The following is a 17,448-nucleotide window of genomic DNA, read 5'->3' as shown; positions in this document are numbered from 1 at the left end:
GCCGTTGGGGCTCGGAGCGGGCTCGGGAGGCGGACGGCCTGCCGAGCCCCCTCACGGCCGCTTCAGTCCGGGTAGCCGAACGAAGCCGTGACCTTCACGTCCGGGTGGAGGCTGCGCGCCACGGGACACTCGTGGGCGATCTTCTCCAGCGTGGTGCGCTGCTCCCGCGTGAGGCCGGCCGGCATCAGGATGGAGAGCACCAGCTCCCCAATCTTGCGCGGCGGCGGGGTCATCCGCTTCTCCACCGTGGCGCGCACCTCGCCCAGGGTGATGCCCTCCTTGCCGGCCACCAGGTGCATGGTCGTCACGACACAGGACGCCAGCGCCGTGGCCACCAGGTCCGTGGGGGAGAAGCTGCCGCCGGTGCCGCCGTTGTCCTTCGGCGCCTCCGTGGGCAACGTCGCGCCGGACGGGCCGTGCGTCACCTGCGTCTTCAGTTGGGGGGCACTCACCAGGGACATCACCACACCCGTCGCGGGCTGCTGACTCATCACCGTCTCCTTGGGACTCGGGGCCTTGGTTGGAGGGACTGCGCGCTAACGCACGAAGCTGTCGTGGGCCTTGGCATCCTCTTCGGAGGAGGGCTCGGCGTCCTCGATGCTCCAGTCCAGCGTCTTCATCAGCGACTTGCTGCGCTTCTTGACGTCCGCGTCCAGGAACTTCACCGCGTCGTCCATCTTGTCCATCAGGCGCATGGGCTTGCGCTTGTTCTTGGGCTCGCTGAACAGCGCGTGCGTGAGCCAGGGGAACACCGCCGTCACGTCGCAGTGCACGTACATGGAGCCCGTCTCCACGGCCTCCACGGACACCTTGCCCCAGGTGTGGCCCTCACCGGCCGGGCAACTGGACAGCGCGCCGTTGTCCACCGGGTCCACGCAGAACTGCACGTCGATGTCGAAGCCGGACGTGGGGACGTTGAGGATCTGATCCAGCAGCGGCTCGCCCTGGAGCGTGTAGTTCTTGGGCACGCCGCCGCCCAGGATCCAGATGGCCAGCTTCCCGCTGCCGTGGTGGCGGCAGTAGTGCTGCATGGCGGCCATGGAATAGACGTCGTCGTTGATGTCGAGCTCGAACTTGAACTCGTCGCCCAACAGGCGCTTGAGCTTCACGACGTTGAGGAAGATGGAGCCGTCCTGCACCGCGCCCACCCAGATGGGCACGCCGTGCTTGTAGCAGGTGGACAGCAGCGACGGCTGCTTCACGCCCAGTTGCTTCTCGATGCCATGGATGGCCTTGCCCAGGAGGTAGTGGAACTCCGGGGTGGTCATCTTCCGCTGGAACTGCGGCTGCCGGAGGATGGCGGAGAAGAGGCGGTCGGTGTCGAGCAGCGCCTCCTCCCAGAAGCCCAGGTCGTAGATGCGGATGATGCGCGCCAGGCGGTACTGGAGGTCGCCCGCGTTGGGGTTCACCTCGCGGATGCCGTGGCCGATGATGCGGTGGGCGTCGTGGTAGAGGTTGGCGCCCGTGGTGGTGATGGCGGAGATGATGCCCTTCTCCACCAGCGGGATGATGCAGGACTGGTGCAGGCCCGCGGGCGTCATGGCGCCCGACAGCGTGAGGAAGATGGACGCGTCCTGCTGCACGGACTGCTGCATCAGCTCGAACGCGGTGCGCTCCTGCCGGCCCACGTAGGCGCTGAACGCGTGCGCGAGCAGCTCCGCCGGCTTCTCCTTGCCGGTGATGGGGCGCGGATCCGCCTTGCGCGCGTTCGCGTAGGCGGCGCGAAGGGTGGACTTCTTCGGGGTCGGGGTCTTGGCCATGGCGCGGCGATCTAACACCGCCCGCCAGCCAAGGGGAGGCCCGCCTTCAACCCCGCCCCTCCCCGAGCCTCCCCGAAGGGCCGCCACCGGACAGGAACAAACCGTCCGCCGTGCGGATTCACACAGGGCCCGCTCTTCCGGCCCCTTCCCATGGGGACATGGCGTAAGAGTGCCCGCCTCGCCGCCCCCCGGAGGGTCCCCCGCCGTGATCGACCTGCATTCGCACACCACCGCCAGTGACGGCCAGTACCCGCCCTCGGAGCTGGTGGCCAGAGCCGCCGCCGCGGGCGTCACCGTCCTGGCCGTGACGGACCACGACACGGTGGCCGGGCTCCAGGAGGCGAAGGCCGCCGCCGCCGCGCACGGGGTGGAGCTGGTGCCCGGCATCGAGCTGTCCGCCTTCGTGTACGGCAAGGAGGCCCACATCCTGGGCCACTTCCTGCGCCCGGAGGACCCGGACCTCGCGCGCTTCGCGGACCGGCTCCGCGATGAGCGCACGCACCGCATGGAGGCCATGGTGGCCCGCCTGCGCGAGCTGGGCTTCCCGGTGCGCATGGAGCAGGTGCGCAAGGTGGCCGGGGACGCGCAACTGGGGCGTCCCCACCTGGCGCGGGTGCTGGTGGATCAGGGCTGGTGCATCGACGTGAAGGCCGCCTTCGACCGCTTCCTGGGCACGGGCCGCGCGGCGTGGGTGGAGCGCTTCAAGCTGGACGGCGCGGACGCCATCCGGCTCATCCGCAACGCAGGGGGCACCGCGACGCTCGCCCACCCCGGTTCTTCCAAGATGGAGCGCCCGGAGATCCAAGCGCTGGCGAAGGCGGGCCTCTCCGGCCTGGAGGTCCTCAGCGTGGACCACAACCCCGCGGTGCGGCAGAAGTACCTGGGGCTCGCGGCGGAGAGCGACCTCGTGCCCACCTTCGGCAGCGACTTCCACGGCGAGGCGGTGGCGCCCGACCACCGGCTGGGCGTCGCGGCCATGCCCCCGGAGCTGTTCCAGAAGCTGCGCGCCCGCGCGCCGTCGTCCCGGCCCGTCTGACTCAGGAGCGCGGCTGGGCCTTGAAGCGGCTCGTCACGGCGGTGAGCCCCTCCGCCACGGCTTGCAGGTCCTGGGCGATGCGCGTGGTGCGGCCGGTGGCGTCCACGCCCTGCTTCACCAGGTCCGCCACGTTGCGCGCGCCCTGCACCGCCTGCTCGCTGGACTGACGCTGCTGGCGGGTGGCGATGGTGATCTGCCGCGCCGCCTCGCTGGTGCCGCGCGCCAGCTCCACGATGCGCAGGAAGACGGCGGAGGCCTGCTCGGCCACCTCCACGCCCCGGTCGCTCGTCGCCATGCCCACGCGGGCCTTGGACGCGGCCTCCTCGCCGGAGTCCTGCACCTTCTCCACGATGCGGGCGATGTCGCGCGCGGACACGGACACGTTCTCCGCCAGCTTGCGCATCTCCGCGGCCACCAGCGAGAAGCCCCGGCCCACGTCGCCCGCCTTGGTGCCCTCCAGCGCCGCGTTGAGCGCCAAAAGGTCGCTGCGCTCCGCCACCTGGTTGATGACCTGGGCGATCTTGGAGACCTGCTGCAGGTCCTTGTTCAGCCCCACGATGGCGTCCGCCACGCCCTTGGACTCCGTGCGGATGTCGTTGATGCCGCCCACCACCTGCGCCACCACGGCCATGGCCTCCGCGACCGCGTCATGGGTGCGCCGCGCGCTGGACTCCACCACCTCCGTGGACGAGGAGATCTGCTCGGCGGTGCGGGAGAGCTCCTCGAACGTGGCGGCGATCTGCTGCGCGTACGCGGCCTGCTGGCTGATGACGTGCTCCTGATCCGCGGAGGCGCCCATGAGGCCGCGCGACGCGCTGGACAGTTGCTCGGTGCGCGTGACGAGCTCCATCACCGTGGAGCGCAGCGTGCCCAGCATCTCGTTGAAGGAGGTGGCCATCTGCCGCACCTCGCCGGCGGCGGACACGTCCAGCTCACCCCGGAACACGTCCCCCCGGGCCACCTCCCGCGCCACCTGCGTCACGCGCGACACGGGGTCAGCGATGGCGCGGCTGATGATGACGGCGAGCCCCAGGCCGAGCACCGCGGCGCCCAGGTAGCCCATGAGCGAATAGCCCTCCGTCGCCGCCAGCGCCGCCTTCACCTCGTGGGTGCCGAAGCCCGCGCGGTACACGCGGCCGTCGCTCTCGCAGCGCACCACGACCTGCTCCGAGCCCCGCGCCACCGTGCACGTCCCCGGCTGGGGCTCCTTCGGCTCGGGGGTGCCTTCCGGCACCTGGCCGCGCAGGGCCACCACGGCGCCGTTCCGGGTCAGCTCCTGGAACGTCAGCGTGAAGCCGCCGGACTCCACCTGCTTGAAGACCTCGTCGCGCCGCGCGCGGGCGTCCGGCGCGGTCTCCGGCAGCGCGAGCGAGGGGTGCCGCACCACCAGCGTCCCCAGCGTCATGGCCCTGCCGGCCAGCACCTCCAGGCCCGCCGCCTTCTGCCGCGCGGGGAAGTACACCCCGGTGAAGAACACCACCGCGAGGCACGGGAGCAGCACCGCGATCGCCACCTGCATCCGCAAGGTCAGCCGGCCCCACATGTCGACGACTCCCCAGGCGATGAGCGGAAGGACTACAGCCCGCTGACGCTAGGCGTGGGCTCCCCACAGCGTCAAACCGGCCGCGGTCCAGGCCCGGGGGCGGCGGGGCGGCCCCGGGGCGCCCGCTGATCCACCGCCCGTCCGGGGGCAGGCGTCCGGGCGGCGTGGGGCGCGGCGGAGCCGGGCGCCGGATGGGCCCGGCATTTCGGCCGTATTCTCAGGGGGTTGGCGCGCCCGGCGTGGGGGTGTTTCCCTTTGACACGACGCCAGCGGTGTCGTTAGGGTCCGCGCCCGATGACTACACCCCTTGCACCGTACCTGCCGCTGGCGGTGGTGCTCCTGCTGGCCGGCGTCCTCGGGATGATCATCCCCCAGGTCACCACCCGGCTGGGCCCCAAGCGCCCGAGCAGCACCAAGTCGGCCCCCTTCGAAGCAGGCTCCGAGTCGAGCGGTCCCGCTCGCCAGCGCTTCGCCGTGAAGTTCTACGTCATCGCGCTGCTCTTCATCGTGTTCGACGTGGAAGCGGTGTTCCTGTACCCCTGGGCGGTGAACTTCCAGGCGCTCGGCTGGTTCGGCTACGTGGAGATGCTGGTTTTCGCGTCGACCCTGGTCGTGGGCCTTATCTATGTCTGGAAGAAGGGCGCTCTCGACTGGGAGAGCTGAGACTACGCCATGGCTGACACCGACATCGCGCCGATCATGACCACCCGCCGGGACGAAGCCATGGGCTTCTTCCAGAAGCTGGTGTCCAAGGGCCTGGGCTGGGCCCGCAAGTACTCGCTGTTCACCTACCCGTACGCCACCGCGTGCTGCGGCATGGAGTACATGTCCGTGGCCGCCAGCCGCCACGACATCTCGCGCTTCGGCGCGGAGTTCCCGCGCTTCTCGCCGCGCCAGGCGGACCTGCTGATGGTGGTGGGCACCATCAACCTGAAGCAGGCCCCCATCCTCAAGCGCGTCTACGAGCAGATGACCGAGCCCAAGTGGGTCGTGTCCTTCGGCGTGTGCGCGTCCTCCGGCGGCTTCTACGACAACTACGCGGTGCTCCAGGGCATCGACCGCATCATCCCGGTGGACGTCTACATCCCCGGCTGCCCGCCGCGCCCGGAGCAGGTGCTGGACGGCCTGATGCTGCTGCAGGACAAGATCGGCAACCAGGTGCACCGGCTGCGCGACCCCGGCCAGCCCAACGAGACCGCGGCGCACCACGACCGCATGCTCGCCGCCGGCAAGTAGTCACACCGCTTTCGCTGTCCCCACGGGCCCCGCGCCGCCTCTCACGAAGAGGCAGGTGACGGGGCCCGAGGCGTTCCTGGGGCCTACCAGCGGTGATACGCGGGGTGCCCTTCCTTCACCGCGACGAAGGTGCCCCGGCAGGTGGCCGTGACCTTGCCGTTCTCCCCGGTGAGCGTGCCCTCCACGACGACGCGGTCGCCCTCGATGGACACGGGCTTCGCGGACAGGTGCACGGGCCCCATGGGCGTGGGGCGCTTGAGCACGATGGCGTAGTCGGCGGTGACGGTGCACGGCGGGGTGGCCGCGCCCTGCGCCTTCATCAGGTGGTACGCCGCCGTCCAGTTGCAGTGGCAGTCCAGCAGCGCGCCGATGATGCCGCCGTTGAGCACGCCCGGGAACGCCTGGTGGTGCTCCTCGGGCGTCCAGTCCGCGACGACGAGGTCACCCTCCACGCGGCTGCGGATGCGCAGCCCCTTGGGGTTGGCCGGGCCACACCCGAAGCAGGCGTTGTGGGGGGCGTACGTTTCCTGGAGGCCGCGAGTCGTTTCGGTCGTCGACATGGCCGGCGACTCTACGTGAGGCGGCCTCCGGTGCGCGCTCCGTCGCGTCGTCCAGCCAGTCCGCCAGCGCTCGCGCGTCCGCCCCTTCACAGTCGCCCGTGCAGGTGCGGCGCACGGTGCCGTCCGCCTGCGGCCGGTCCACCACCCAGCGCTGGCCGTCGAAGGCGCCGGTGTCCTTCTCGCGCAGCACCGCCGTGCCCGCCTCGTCGCCCATCTCCACCACGCCGTCCGGGCGCAGGCGGTACGCGTCGAAGGTGCGCGGCGCGCCCGGCCAGTGGCCCGGGTCGAACACCTCCGGAACCACGTGCGTGTAGCCCGTCTCCGCGTACAGCGGCGTGAGCGGACGCCCCTCGCCGCGCAAGAGCGGCCCGAGCGACGCCCCGTCCGACTCCGGCAGCGCGGACAGGCCGGACAGCTCCAGCAGCGTGGGGCCCACGTCCACCAGCCGGGCCAGGTCATCCACCTGCGCGGGGCCCGCGCCACGTCCGCCGGGCAGCTTCACCGCGAGCAGGATGCGGTTCTCCTCCTCACCCAGCCGGGCGCCGTGCACGGACGTCGCGCCCGCCAGGTCCGGCCTATCCGCGTGGAAGCTCTCGCCGTGGTCGGACATCAGCACGATGAGCGCGTCGTCGTAGCGCCCGGAGGCCCGGAGCGCGTCCAGCAGCGTCCCCACCTGCGCGTCCGCCTGCGCGAGCAATTCGTCGTAGAGCCCCTCCGCGCCCGCGCGGTTCCACGCCCCCTTCGCCCCCGGCGTCACCGGCGCGAAGTGCATGCGCAGCCGGCGCTCCAGCGGCTCGGAGGAGGACACGTAGCGGCGGTAGAACGGGTACACCGGGTCACCCGGGAAGTGCGCCGCCGTGGCGTGGAAGGCGAAGAGCAGCGGCCCCTCCCCTGCTTCCGCCACCAGCCCGTCCGACAGCCGCCGGGCATAGCCCATGGGGTCGTGGATGCCGGCGAGCGCGCGGTTGTCGATGAACTCGGGCACCCACGCGGCGCCGGCCGGGTTGTCCGCGAACAGGCCCAGCGCCCGGTAGCGCAGCTTCTCCAGCGCGAAGTTGATGGCGCCGCGGGGAGGCTGCCAGCGCGTGGCGAAGCCGGAGGCCGGGCCCTCGAAGTGGAAGCGCGAGCAGTCCGTGGCGAACACCGTGCGCCACCCGGCCTCCGCGAAGCGCTGCGCGAAGGTGGGCGCCAGCACGAGCCGCGCGTCGGGCGTCAGCGGGTAGCGCACGCCCGTGCGGTACGGCCAGCGCGCGGTGAGCAGCGAGCGCCACGCGGGCTCCGTCTGCGCCACCGGCGTGTAGGCCCGGGTGAAGAGCGTGGCGTCCTGGAGGAAGCGCTCCACCTGGGGGGCGACCCCGCGCCCCGCCGCGCCCAGCCGGTCCGGCCGGAACGCGTCGATGCCGATGAGCACCACCAGCGGCCGCCGCACGGAAGGCTCCACGCGGCGCACCGTCAGCGCCACCGCCAGCACCCCCACGACGCCCGCCACCACCGCCCACGCGGTGCGCTCCGCCCGGAGGACCGTTGGATCGCCAGAGGCCACGGACCGCCGCAGGCCCCGCGCGCCGCGCCACGCCAGCACGGCCAGATGGACCGCCACCCACGCCCCGGCCGCCGCCCGCGCCTGCCACGGCTCCCCGTGATCCACCAGCCACGCCAGCACCGGCCGCGCCGCCGGCAGGTCGTCAAAGAGCGCGGGCCTCGCGAGCGCCCGGTCCCAGGCCCAGAACAGCAGCAGCCCCAGCCAGTGCGGCACCATCACCGCCAGCGCCACCCACCCACCCCGCCGCGTCCAGGCACGGGTCAGCACCGCCGCGGCGAGCCCCAGCAGACCGCCCGCCACCATGTACACGGAGGCCACGCGCAGGATGACGCCGGGCAGCAGGGGCCGGACCGCCGCCGCCAGCGCCGCGTAGGGGCCGTCCAGCGGGATGTCCACGCCCACCACGCCCGCCTTGAGCAGCCAGACCGTCTCGGCGGCGAAGAGCAGCAGTCCCAGCAGGGCGCCCAGGGCCAGACGCCCCGAAACGGCACGGAGGAAGGAGGCGACGGACCGCACGGACATGCCCCCAGCCTCTACTCCGTCCCGGCGTTCTTGCGCCAACTCTGTGTTCTACCGGGCTTTCGGGGTGCCCTTGACGTGCATGGCACACACTGACGGTGCAAGATGGCGCCTTCACTGTTTCCAACCGACGCCCTCCTCGGCCCGGGGGGCACCGACCATGACATCCAGCGTCACGCCCAGCGACAGCCTGCAGGAGTCCGTCCGGCGCGCGCTCGACATGGAACGGCAGTCCAATGGACGGCACCTGGCGTGGGTCCGGCTGGGCGCGGTGGGCGCGCTGTTCTCCATGGCCGTGTACCTGGGCCGCGCGCGCGAGCTGCACGACTGGGACGTCTACCTGGCGCCCTTCGCGCTGTACCTGGTGTGCACCACCGTCGTGGCCGTGGCGGTGACGGCCTCCGCGCGCATCGCCCGCTGGGCGTCGCTGTCCGTCGCGTTCGTGGACGTGCCGGCCGTGTACTGGCTGCAGCACCTGGCGCTGCCGGTGTCGCCCTCGCCGGGCGGCGTGGCCGGCTTCACGCTGGGCATCTTCGCGGCGCTGGTGCTGCTGTCCGCGCTGAGCCTGCGGCGGCCCGTCACCCTGCTCGTCACGGTCATCGCCATCCTCGCGGAGGTGGAGCTCCAGCGGCAGGCCTCCATCGGCGGGGGCGCGCAGGTGGCCGCCGCCGTGATGCTGGCCATGACGGCCGCGGGCGCCTCCCGGCTCCTCCAGCGCATCCGCCTGCTGTCCGCCGCGGTCACCCAGGAGGAGCTCCAGCGCGCCCGCCTGGGGCGCTACTTCTCCCCCGCCGTCGCCGAGCGCCTCCAGGACCGCGACTCCCCCACCCCGGAGCTGCGCGAGGTGTCCGTCCTCTTCGCGGACGTGCGCGACTTCACCGCCCTGAGCGAACGGCTGCCCCCCGAGCAGGTGGTCACCATCCTCAACGAGTACTACGGCCGCATGGTGGAGGTGGTGTTCCGCCACGGCGGGACGCTCGACAAGTTCATCGGGGACGCACTGATGGTGTACTTCGGCGCCCCGCTGCCGGACGCCCACCACGCCCGGAGCGCCACCCGGTGCGCGCTGGACATGGTGCGCGAATTGGAGGCCGTCAACGCCGAGCGCGCCGCCCGGGGGGAGCCCGGCCTGCGCATGGGGGTGGGCGTGCACTCCGGGCCGGTGGTGCTGGGCAACATCGGCTCGCCGTTCCGGCGCCTGGAGTACACGGCCATCGGCGACACGGTGAACCTGGCCAACCGCATCGAGCGGCTGACCAAGGGCTTCGGGGTGCCGGTGCTCGTCTCCCAGGCGACCCGCGAGCGGGCGGGTGACGCCTTCCGCTGGGCCCCCGCCCCCACCGCGCTCGTGCCCGGCAAGAGCCAGCCGGTGGTGACCTTCATCCCCCAGCCCTCCGAGGACGCCCCGGGGCTGGGCCCGGACGTGGCGGCCTGAGCCTTCCCCCTCGCGCCCAGGCAGGCAGGGGGTGGATCGCGACGCGGGCTACTGGACCACCTAAGTGGCCTACACGGCTGAGGGTTTACGTTGACGCCCCACGCGAACGGTCCTTATAAAGCCGCGGTTTCCTCTGTCGTAGATCGAGGCCCCCCTTGAGCATTTTCGCGTTGGACCGGGTCGCCGCCCAGTTCCCCGAAGCGGTCGCGGAGCGCTATGTCGACCGCGCTGGCGGAGCCTGGGCCGTCATTCATGCCGAGTGGCTTCCGAAGGTCGCCACCTTCCTGAAGATGGACCCCGAGCTGGACTTCAAGCTGTTCGGCTCCGCGGACGCCGTGGATCGCCTGCACCTGGCGGAGAGTGATCCGCGCTTCGAGGTCGTCTACTTCCTCTATTCGCTCAAGCGGAAGGAGCACGTGCGCCTGAAGGTGCGCGTGACCGAGACCCGTCCGGAGCTGCCCTCCCTCACGCCGCTGTACCGCGGCGCCAACTGGTGGGAGCGGCTGGTGTTCGACTTCTACGGCATCCGCTTCACGGACCACCCGGACCTGCGCCGCATCCTCCTGTACGAAGAGTTCCAGGGCCACCCCCTGCGCAAGGACTACGCGCTGCGTGACCGCCAGCCGCTGATCCCCGAGCGCCCCATCAAGGACATCTTCCGCGGCCCCGGCACCAGCGGCATCGCCTGATCGAGACCTCCACCATGGCCGACAGCCACAACACCGACGCGCAGAAGCCGCACAACCCCGACACCGATGGGTTCGCCCATGAGGAGTCGGAGCTGGAGTCGCACTTCCAGACGAAGAACATGGTCATCAACATGGGCCCCTCCCACCCGGCCACGCACGGCACCGTGCGGCTGAAGGTGGAGCTCGAGGGTGAGACCATCGTCAAGATCGACCCGGAGATCGGCTTCCTCCACCGCGGCTTCCAGAAGAGCTGCGAGAACGTCACCTGGACGCAGTGCCTGCCGTACACGGACCGGCTCAACTACCTGTCCGCGATGATGAACAACTTCGGGTTCCTCAACGCCGTGGAGAAGCTCATCGGCCTGGAGATCCCGGAGCGCGCCCAGTACATCCGCGTCATCGGCAGCGAGCTGCACCGGCTCACCGACCACCTGACGTGCGTGGGCGCCACCGGCCTGGAGATGGGCGGCTTCGCGCCGTTCCTCTACGGCATGGAGGCCCGCGAGCTCATCCAGGACCGCGTCACGGAGCTCACCGGCGCGCGCCTCACCACCAGCTTCGGCCGCGTGGGCGGCATGAACCGCGACCTGCCGGAGGGCTGGTCGGAGAAGGTCAAGAAGACGCTGGACCGCACCGAAGAGCTGCTCCTGGAGATGGACGGGCTGCTCACGCGCAACCGCATCTTCGTGGACCGCACCAAGGGCACCGGCGTCATCAGCGCCGAGGACGCCATCGACTACGGGTGGACGGGCCCCGCGCTGCGCGCCTGCGGCGTGGACCACGACCTGCGCAAGGTGCAGCCCTACTGGGTCTACGACCGCTTCGACTTCGAGTCGGTGGTGGGCCAGCACGGCGACAACTACGACCGCTACCTCGTGCGCCTGGAGGAGATGCGGCAGTCCATCAAGATCATCCGCCAGGCCCTGGACACCATCCCCGCGGGCCCCATCATCGTGGACGACTGGCGCATCGCGCTGCCGCCCAAGCCCGAGGTGTACGGCACCATCGAAGGCGTGATGGCCCACTTCAAGCTGGTGATGGAGGGCATCCAGGTCCCCCCCGGTGAAGTGTACGACGCGACGGAAGCGTCCAACGGCGAGCTGGGCTGGTACCTGGTGAGCGACGGCCGCGGCCGTCCGTACAAGGTCCACGTGCGTGCCCCGGGCTTCCCGGTGCTGTCGGCGCTGCCGCACATCATCCAGGGCAAGATGATCGCGGACCTCGTTCCCACCTTTGACACCATCAACATGATCGGCGGCGAGGTCGAGCAGTGAGCGACAACGACACGAAGAAGCCCACCGGTGACGCGCAGACGCCCCCCAAGGGCGCGCCCACCGACACGCCCGCGGCCAAGGTCGGCCCGGAGCCGTCCAACCCGCCCGCCGGCGCGAAGCTGGACTCGCCGCCCGCGGCCGCCAGCGGCCCCACCGGCACGCCTCCGCCCAAGCCGGCGGCGCCGGCCGGTGGCCCTCCGCCCAAGCCGCAGCCCAAGAACCCGGGCTTCGTGACGGCGGTCATCGACGGGCGCGAAGTCGTGGTGAAGCCGGGGACCAACATGATCGAGGCGGCCAAGTCGGTCGGCTCGGAGATCCCCTACTACTGCTACCACCCGCGCCTCTCCATCGCGGCCAACTGCCGCATCTGCCTCATCGAGGCGTCCAACGCGCCCAAGCTCGTCCCCGCCTGCCAGACGCCCATGGCCGAGGGTCAGGTCATCAAGACCACGACCCCCAAGGTCAAGGAGCAGCAGCGCGCGGTGATGGAGTTCCTGCTGCTGAACCACCCGGTCGACTGCTCCATCTGCGACCAGGCCGGTGAGTGCAAGCTGCAGGACTACTACATGAAGTACGACTACAAGCCCTCGCGGCTGGAGGGCACCAAGGCCCTCAAGCACAAGCGCAAGGTGCTGGGGCCCCGCGTCGTGCTGGACCAGGAGCGCTGCATCATCTGCACGCGCTGCGTCCGCTTCATGAACGAGATCCCGAAGGAGCCCCAGTTGGGCGTCTTCGGCCGTGGCAGCCACGAGCGCATCGACGTCTTCCCGGGCAACGAGCTGGACAGCAACTACTCGCTGAACACCGTGGACGTGTGCCCGGTGGGCGCGCTGCTCTCCCGCGACTTCCGCTTCAAGGCGCGCTCCTGGTTCCTGTCCGCCACGCCGTCCGTCTGCACGGGCTGCTCGCGCGGCTGCACCATCTCCGCGGACTGGATGTCCCAGGACACCTACCGGTACCGCCCGCGTGAGAACGAGGCCATCAACAAGAGCTGGATGTGCGACCAGGGCCGCCTGTCGTACAAGGACCTGAACGTGGGCCGCGTGCTGTCCGCCCGCGTGGGCCGCGGCCTGCAGGCCCCCGGCACGGTGCAGCCGGTGCTCACCCGCAAGGACGCCGCCCTCGGCGCGGTCAAGGCGCTCAAGCCGCTCGCGGGCTCCAAGCAGCTCGCGGTGCTGGCCTCGCCGCTCGCGTCCAACGAGGACCTGCTCGCGGGCCTGACGTTCGCCAAGACGGTGCTGGGCGTGACGTCCGTGTTCGTCGGTGGCCGGGCGCAGGGCAAGGCGGACCACTACCTGATGACGGCGGACAAGAACCCCAACCGCCAGGGCCTGGCGCTCATCGCCAAGGGCCTGGGGCTGTCGCTCAAGGGCTTCGAGGAGCTCACCCCGGCCATCAAGTCCGGCCAGGTGAAGGCGCTCTACGCGCTGGGCGCGGAGGTCCCCACGGACGCGGCCGCGTTCGCGGAGGTCGCCGCCTCGCTGGAGGTCTTCGTCGTCCAGGCGCAGAACGAGTCCCCGGTGACGGCGCAGGCCACGGTGCTCCTGCCGGCCTCCGCGCACATCGAGGACGAGGGCACGTTCACGCAAGCGGACGGCATCACCCAGCGCTTCCGCAAGGCGTACCCCTCCAAGGGAGACGCGGTGCCGCACTGGAAGTGGGCCACGGAGCTGACGCGCGAGCTGGGCGGCGAGGCCGCCGCGGCTTCCGCGCGCGACGTGTGGCGGGCGCTCTCCGGGCAGGTGTCCGAGTTCGCCGAGTTCAACTGGGACAAGGCCTCTCCGCCGGACCGGGAGAAGCCGGGCATCAATCCGCTGCCGTCGGGGGCCGACGGCCGTCCGCCGGGCTACCGTGAGTTCGGCGCGCCGCGCGTGAGGGGCATCTGACCATGAGCCGTATCCTGACCATGCTGTTCGCCATGGCCTTCATCATCTTCGCCGTCGCCGGCGGAGTGGCCTCGGCGTATCTGGTGGGCTACCTGGCGGAGGAGTACCTCTTCGAGGGTGCCAGCCGCCTGACGAACATCCTCTTCCTGATGCTCGTCTTCGTGATGATCACCGCGACGCTGCTCACGCTGGCGGAGCGCAAGTGGTCCGCGTTCATGCAGGACCGCGTGGGCCCCAACCGCGCGCGCCTGGCCATCCCCGGCCTGTCCAACCGCTCCCTGGGCGGCATCCCGCACATCATCACCGACGTGCTGAAGATGCTGACCAAGGAGGACTTCGTCCCTGGCCAGGCCAACCGCTTCCTGTTCAACCTGGGCCCCATCCTCGCCTTCGCGCCGGTGTTCGCGCTGTTCGCGGTGGTGCCGGCCGGGCCGTCCGTGAACGTGTTCGGCAAGACGGTGGACATGGTCGTCGCCACGCCGGACTTCGGCATGCTGTACCTGCTCGCCATCGCGTCGCTCGCCGTGTACGGCACGTCGCTGGCCGGCTGGTCCTCCAACAACAAGTTCGCGCTCCTGGGCGGCGTGCGCGCCTCCGCGCAGATGATCAGCTACGAGGTGGCGCTGGGCCTGTCGCTCGTCGGCCTGTTCCTGGCCTTCTCCTCCGTGCAGTTGCCCGCGCTGGTGGGTGAGGTGGGCAACGCGCTCGTGTCCGGCACCGGGCAGGCGAAGTACCTGTGGCGCACGGACGGCACCTTCGACCTGGGCCTGCCGGCGTGGGGCATCTTCATCCAGCCCCTGGGCTTCATCGGCTTCTTCGTGGCGTCCTTCGCGGAGACCAAGCGCGCCCCGTTCGACGCTCCGGAAGGCGAGTCGGAGATCATCGGCTACTTCGTGGAGTACTCCGGCATGAAGTTCGGCATGTTCATGATCTCCGAGTTCGTGGAGGTCGTGGTGCTGGCCGGCGTAACGGCGTCGCTCTTCTTCGGCGGGCACCACCTGCCCTTCGGCGGCGAGTGGCTGGCGGCGCAGCCCTTCTTCCAGGAGCACGGCTGGGTGTACGGCACGCTGCTGGGCACGGTGTTCTGGATCAAGGTCATCCTGCTCATCTGGGTGCAGCTCGTGATTCGCTGGACCTTCCCGCGCTTCCGCTACGATCAGATCCAGAACCTGGGCTGGAAGATCCTCCTGCCCGCGGGCCTGGCCAACGTGTTCATCAGCGGCGCGCTGGTGCTGTGGGATCCGTCCCTGCGCGCGCTGGGCGTGGTGGGCCTGCTGGAGATCGGCTTCGTGGTCGCCCTGACGATGACCACGGGCGCGAAGGCGGCGGACGCGCACGACGCGGCGCACGGCCACGGGCACGACGCGCATGGCCACGGACACGATGCGCACGGCCTGCCGGCGCACGCGGACGCTCACTCCCATTCCCCGGCGGGCGCGCACTAGCGCGGTCCGGAAGCGAGACAAGTCACCATGGCGTTCAATGCCTCCCAGGATCCGCGCACGGACCTCCGTGAGCGGATGTACATCCCGGAGCTGCTGCGCGGTCTGGCCATCACGACCAAGCACTTCTTCCGCAACATGTTCGGCACGCGCGACACCAACCCCCAGGTGGTGGACCGCACGGGCACGAGCCTGATGACCACGGTGGAGTACCCGGAAGAGAAGCCCATCTATCCGGAGGGCTACCGCGGTCTGCACCGGCTGGTTCCGCGCGAGGACGGCAAGCCGCGCTGCGTGGCCTGCTACATGTGCGCGACCATCTGCCCCGCGCAGTGCATCTACATCGAGGCGGGTGAGTACGAGCGCGAGGGCACCGACTCCGAGTCGGCGGTCATCGAGAAGTACCCCACCCAGTTCGTCATCGACGAGCTGCGCTGCATCGTGTGCGGCCTGTGCGTGGAGGCGTGCCCGAAGGACGCCATCCGCATGGACACGTACATGCACACGCCTTCCGAGTACAACCGGCAGAACTTCGTCTACGACATCCCGAAGCTGCTCAAGGGCCCGGCGGTGTCGCACCCGTCCGACCCGTGGAACAAGCGGGAGAGCTCCACGGAGCCGCACCACGTCCACAAGGAGGCGCACACGCGCATCGGCGAGGGACACGCGGACCACGGCCACGGCCACGCCAAGCAGTTGGGCGCGGGCCCCGCCAAGGCGGGCGCCGGGCACGCGGTGGTGACGCAGCAGGGTCCCATCCAGGTGACGAAGTTCATCAAGTAGTCCGTGTTTCGCACCGCGGGGGGCGGCCGTGCGCCGCCCCTCCGCACGCATCCCGGCCCGCCTCCTTCCCGCTGTCCTGGGAAGGGCGGGCCGAAGCCTTTTCTGGGGGCATGTGGTGATGCTGCACCTCTTCAATGCGCATGGTGCCGGCCTGGCACGGGGAGCCCCGCCGTGAAGCGCTACCGGATGTCGGTGTGCAAGGGTTCGAGCTGCCGCGCGGGCGGCTCGGACGCGGTGCACGTGGCGGCGCGCGAGGCGCTGTCCGACAAGGGCCTGCAGGCCCGCTGCGAGCTGTACCGGGGCGGCTGCTACGGCTTCTGCCACATGGGGCCCAACGTGGTGGTGCGCGAGGACACGGGCCGCAAGCGCGACCCGCTGTCCCCGGAGGACTACCAGCTCATGGGGTGGCCTGGAGAGGTCTACTACTCCGGGATGACGGCGGAGAAGATGCGCCGCGTGGTGGACGAGCACATCCAGAACGACGCGCCGGTGCGCGAGCTGTTCGGCCAGCCGGACTCCGGCGACGACGACTGAAGTCCAGGAGGTGGGCCGTGCGTCGAGCGTCCCGGGTGTCCCCCCTGCTGCCGGGCCTCGTGGGCCTGCTGGTGCTCGGCGCGTGTTCGCGCCCCGTGGCCCCGGCGCCCGCGCGGGTGCTCGGCGCGCACGCGGACGCGGACAGCCCCCGCGTCGTGGGAGCGGCGCTCGTGCGGGACGGCGACTCCCGCAAGGAGCTGCGGCGGCGCCATCCCCGCGTCGAACCCGATGCGGCGCTGACGGCCACCCTGGCGAGCATCCTCGCGGACTCCGGGCAGCGCCTGCGCTGGAGCGCCGCGCCCGTGGAGGACCTGGCGTGTGACAACGGCGACGTCCGCTTCCGCATCCAGGTGCGGGTGCCGCCCGCGTGCACGGAGCGCGCGTGTCCGGTGCTCGCCTTCTACACGACGGGCTGTCCCAGGCCGGGCTACCACTGGCGCCCGGAGTTCTTCCTGCGTGCGGGCTTCATCTACGCGGAGCCCGCCGTGCGGGGCACCCAATGCTCCGAGGACTGGGCCCGCGCGGACGACGGACCGTTGCGCGTCGCCGCCGCCACGGACCTGGAGGCCGCCAGCCGCTGCCTGCGCCAGCGCTTCACGCGCGAGGGCGTGGTCCCCAGGCTGGGCATCCTCGGGTGGAGCTACGGAGGCAACCAGACGCTGGTGGGCATGACGCGCTTCGCGGGCAGCTACGACGCGGGCTTCGCCCTGGCCGCCAAGACGGACCTGGCGTCGTTCCTCTCCCAGACGACGCCGGAGCTGCGCCGTGCCCGGGCCACGGAGTACGGAGACCCGGAGCGGGACGCGGAGCGGCTGCGCGCCATCTCCCCCATGACCTGGGTGGACCGGGTGGAGGGCCCCATCGCCCTGATGCTGGGAGCGAGGGACCCCAAGGTGTCGCTGTCCGACGCGGACGCCTTCGTGCGCAAGCTCCGGGACCGTGGCCAGGACGCGTCGCTGATGATCGTCCCCGAGCACGCCCACCTCACGGAGCGCCCGGAGGAGATCGCGTTCGAGCACGCCCACCTCCTCCAGTTCTTTACTTCGCGCTTCGGTGTGCCCCTCCGGGTCGACTGTCATGGGCCGGGGTAATGGATCGCAGCGGGGTCACCCAAGCTGTTCATAGCGGGGTCGGCCAAGCGGATCGCCCCGGGGACGGCCAAGCGGAGCGCGCTCCGTAGGAAGTGGGCGGCGCACCGGGCGCCCTGA

At 70.9% G+C, this 17,448-nt stretch carries 16 protein-coding genes; 11 read left to right on the top strand and 5 right to left on the bottom strand.

Translation table 11 applies throughout. The features are described from left to right. Window positions 1-62: 62 nt before the first annotated feature. Entirely contained in the window at window positions 63-491 is a 429-nt protein-coding gene (locus tag K8556_RS23510; protein ID WP_223742317.1) for an OsmC family protein, read from the bottom strand. Window positions 492-536: 45 nt separating this feature from the next. Continuing rightward, window positions 537-1,760, bottom strand: a complete 1,224-nt coding sequence (locus K8556_RS23505; protein WP_223742316.1) for a deoxyhypusine synthase family protein — start codon at window positions 1,758-1,760, stop codon at window positions 537-539. 205 nt (window positions 1,761-1,965) lie between these two features. Between K8556_RS23505 and K8556_RS23500 the strand changes: the two genes are divergently transcribed. Beyond that, on the top strand, window positions 1,966-2,796 hold the full coding sequence (locus K8556_RS23500) for a PHP domain-containing protein (protein WP_223742315.1): 831 nt from the start codon (window positions 1,966-1,968) through the stop codon (window positions 2,794-2,796). Window position 2,797: 1 nt separating this feature from the next. On the opposite strand, the gene K8556_RS23495 is transcribed toward K8556_RS23500, so the two are convergent. Further along, the gene (locus tag K8556_RS23495; RefSeq protein WP_223742314.1) at window positions 2,798-4,339 is read right to left on the bottom strand and encodes a methyl-accepting chemotaxis protein; all 1,542 of its coding nucleotides are present in this window, start codon (window positions 4,337-4,339) and stop codon (window positions 2,798-2,800) included. Window positions 4,340-4,633: 294 nt separating this feature from the next. Here K8556_RS23495 and K8556_RS23490 point away from each other — a divergent pair, with 294 nt between their 5' ends. Both K8556_RS23490 and K8556_RS23485 read left to right on the top strand, forming a co-directional pair. After that, entirely contained in the window at window positions 4,634-5,002 is a 369-nt protein-coding gene (locus K8556_RS23490) for an NADH-quinone oxidoreductase subunit A (RefSeq protein WP_143901814.1), read from the top strand. A gap of 9 nt (window positions 5,003-5,011) precedes the next feature. Then, complete coding sequence (locus K8556_RS23485; protein ID WP_120552544.1) at window positions 5,012-5,575, top strand: NADH-quinone oxidoreductase subunit B; 564 nt, start codon at window positions 5,012-5,014, stop codon at window positions 5,573-5,575. A gap of 83 nt (window positions 5,576-5,658) precedes the next feature. Here K8556_RS23485 and K8556_RS23480 read toward each other — a convergent pair whose 3' ends face one another. Together K8556_RS23480 and K8556_RS23475 are read right to left on the bottom strand one after the other, a co-directional pair. Next, window positions 5,659-6,027 (bottom strand): PaaI family thioesterase, encoded by a 369-nt coding sequence (locus K8556_RS23480; protein WP_169820855.1) that lies wholly within the window; start codon window positions 6,025-6,027, stop codon window positions 5,659-5,661. Then, window positions 6,017-8,200 carry a sulfatase-like hydrolase/transferase gene (locus tag K8556_RS23475; protein WP_223742313.1) on the bottom strand — a complete coding sequence of 728 codons (2,184 nt, stop codon included), beginning with the start codon at window positions 8,198-8,200 and terminating at the stop codon, window positions 6,017-6,019. The genes K8556_RS23480 and K8556_RS23475 overlap by 11 nt, the downstream gene beginning before the upstream one ends. Before the next feature lie 157 nt (window positions 8,201-8,357). Between K8556_RS23475 and K8556_RS23470 the strand changes: the two genes are divergently transcribed. From K8556_RS23470 to K8556_RS23435, 8 genes are all read left to right on the top strand, one after another. After that, complete coding sequence (locus tag K8556_RS23470) at window positions 8,358-9,632, top strand: adenylate/guanylate cyclase domain-containing protein (RefSeq protein ID WP_223742312.1); 1,275 nt, start codon at window positions 8,358-8,360, stop codon at window positions 9,630-9,632. A gap of 170 nt (window positions 9,633-9,802) precedes the next feature. Next, window positions 9,803-10,321 carry an NADH-quinone oxidoreductase subunit C gene (locus K8556_RS23465; protein ID WP_120549976.1) on the top strand — a complete coding sequence of 173 codons (519 nt, stop codon included), beginning with the start codon at window positions 9,803-9,805 and terminating at the stop codon, window positions 10,319-10,321. Window positions 10,322-10,335: 14 nt separating this feature from the next. Beyond that, entirely contained in the window at window positions 10,336-11,595 is a 1,260-nt protein-coding gene (gene nuoD / locus K8556_RS23460; protein WP_223742311.1) for an NADH dehydrogenase (quinone) subunit D, read from the top strand. Next, a complete protein-coding gene (locus K8556_RS23455; protein ID WP_223742310.1) occupies window positions 11,592-13,481 on the top strand; it encodes a 2Fe-2S iron-sulfur cluster-binding protein in 1,890 nt (629 codons plus the stop codon). Before nuoD ends, K8556_RS23455 begins: the two co-directional genes overlap by 4 nt. Window positions 13,482-13,483: 2 nt before the next feature. After that, window positions 13,484-14,926, top strand: a complete 1,443-nt coding sequence (locus tag K8556_RS23450; protein WP_223742309.1) for a complex I subunit 1 family protein — start codon at window positions 13,484-13,486, stop codon at window positions 14,924-14,926. A gap of 27 nt (window positions 14,927-14,953) precedes the next feature. Further along, window positions 14,954-15,706, top strand: a complete 753-nt coding sequence (locus K8556_RS23445) for an NADH-quinone oxidoreductase subunit I (protein ID WP_223742308.1) — start codon at window positions 14,954-14,956, stop codon at window positions 15,704-15,706. A gap of 171 nt (window positions 15,707-15,877) precedes the next feature. Further along, window positions 15,878-16,240: a (2Fe-2S) ferredoxin domain-containing protein gene (locus K8556_RS23440; RefSeq protein ID WP_223742307.1), complete on the top strand. Its 363-nt coding sequence runs from the start codon at window positions 15,878-15,880 to the stop codon at window positions 16,238-16,240. Between the two features lie 17 nt (window positions 16,241-16,257). After that, a complete protein-coding gene (locus K8556_RS23435) occupies window positions 16,258-17,331 on the top strand; it encodes a prolyl oligopeptidase family serine peptidase (RefSeq protein ID WP_223742306.1) in 1,074 nt (357 codons plus the stop codon). Window positions 17,332-17,448: the final 117 nt, after the last annotated feature.

The organism is Corallococcus sp. AS-1-12 (genome assembly GCF_020036995.1).
Lineage (GTDB): Bacteria > Myxococcota > Myxococcia > Myxococcales > Myxococcaceae > Corallococcus.
Note: the sequence above shows the minus strand (reverse complement) of the source record. Positions and strands in the feature narration are given on the sequence as shown.